This window comes from Halomonas salinarum (assembly GCF_012062845.1).
In the GTDB taxonomy this organism is placed as follows: Bacteria; Pseudomonadota; Gammaproteobacteria; order Pseudomonadales; family Halomonadaceae; genus Onishia; species Onishia salinarum.
Map to the genome: position 1 here is coordinate 1 of NZ_WWNB01000047.1, position 1,007 is coordinate 1,007.

Annotated in this window: 1 protein-coding gene and 1 rRNA gene; both read right to left on the reverse strand. The window is 59.2% G+C overall.

Annotation, left to right across the window (positions count from 1 at the left end):
* Window positions 1-206: 206 nt before the first annotated feature.
* On the reverse strand, window positions 207-422 hold the full coding sequence (locus tag HF027_RS15430) for a hypothetical protein (protein ID WP_168017157.1): 216 nt from the start codon (window positions 420-422) through the stop codon (window positions 207-209).
* A 490-nt stretch (window positions 423-912) separates the two neighbouring features.
* Window positions 913-1,007, reverse strand: a 5S ribosomal RNA gene (gene rrf / locus HF027_RS15435); the annotation flags it as partial.

Consider the following 1,007-nt stretch of genomic DNA (forward strand, 5'->3'; position numbering starts at 1 on the left):
CTGGAGATGGCGCCTGCCTTCGTCCTGCCTGAGCGACGCGAGCGATCTTACCCCCGATCAGTCAGGCGCCGACCCCAGAAGTACCCGACCAAGAGAAATGCCAGTCAGCGTTAACTGACTGGCATTAGGGCGATTGCCCGGCCTTTTTTGGTTAATGCCTCGCTCGATCGAAGCTCGAGCCATCACTCGGCATCAGCTCAACTGATTCAGTACTCGGACTGCGCCTCATCGGCGGCTTCTTCGACGCTCTCACCGGCGTCTTCGATCGCTTCGCCCGTGTCCTCCATGGCGTTATCGATCTCCTCACCGGCTTGTTCCGCCGGGCCTTCTTCCTCACAACCAGTGATGGCAACAGCCATCATGGCTACCAGCAGCATGATGCCAAACTTGCCCTTCAGCTTTTCCGTAAGCTTCACGTTCATGATGTTGCCCTCCTGAATCATGGTTGCCATACCTGACGAGTGTCAGTCTACCCACCATAGCCGTCCTGGCGCTGTGACTCTACCCATAGCGCCTTCACTCCAAGCGCCTGCGCCGTACAGGCGCATATGACCCACCTGTAAGGCTAATGCACTGAGTCATCATATAAGAATGCTGCATAAGAGCTCTGGCCGCGTCAGCGACCGGAGTAGGCGGAAAGGACGGAGAAGGCGCAGAGAAGCGCCCGGGATGAGCACCGTCGCTTCTTACGTCGCTTCTGGGGAGAAGTCGCTGGTGGTCGTCGTCGCCGGCTAGGCCCGCCAAGATAGGGTGCCCGGCCGGCAAGGCGGCCGCGAACACGCCGCCCCGATCTACCCAGTGCCATCTTCCTGATGCCATGCATCCGGCGCCATTAGCGGGGCTGTGGCCGGTCTTTCGTCCAGCCATAAAAAAACCCCGGCCTGTAAGGGCCGGGGTTTCTTCAGTGTAAGTGCCTGACGATGACCTACTCTCGCATGGAGAGACTCCACACTACCATCGGCGCTAAGCGGTTTCACTTCCGAGTTCGGCATGGGATCGGGTGGTTC

Coding starts and splice junctions, on each gene's coding strand:
- HF027_RS15430 (WP_168017157.1), bottom strand. CDS start 422: ATGAACGTGAAGCTTACGGAAAAGCTGAAGGGCAAGTTTGGCATCATG.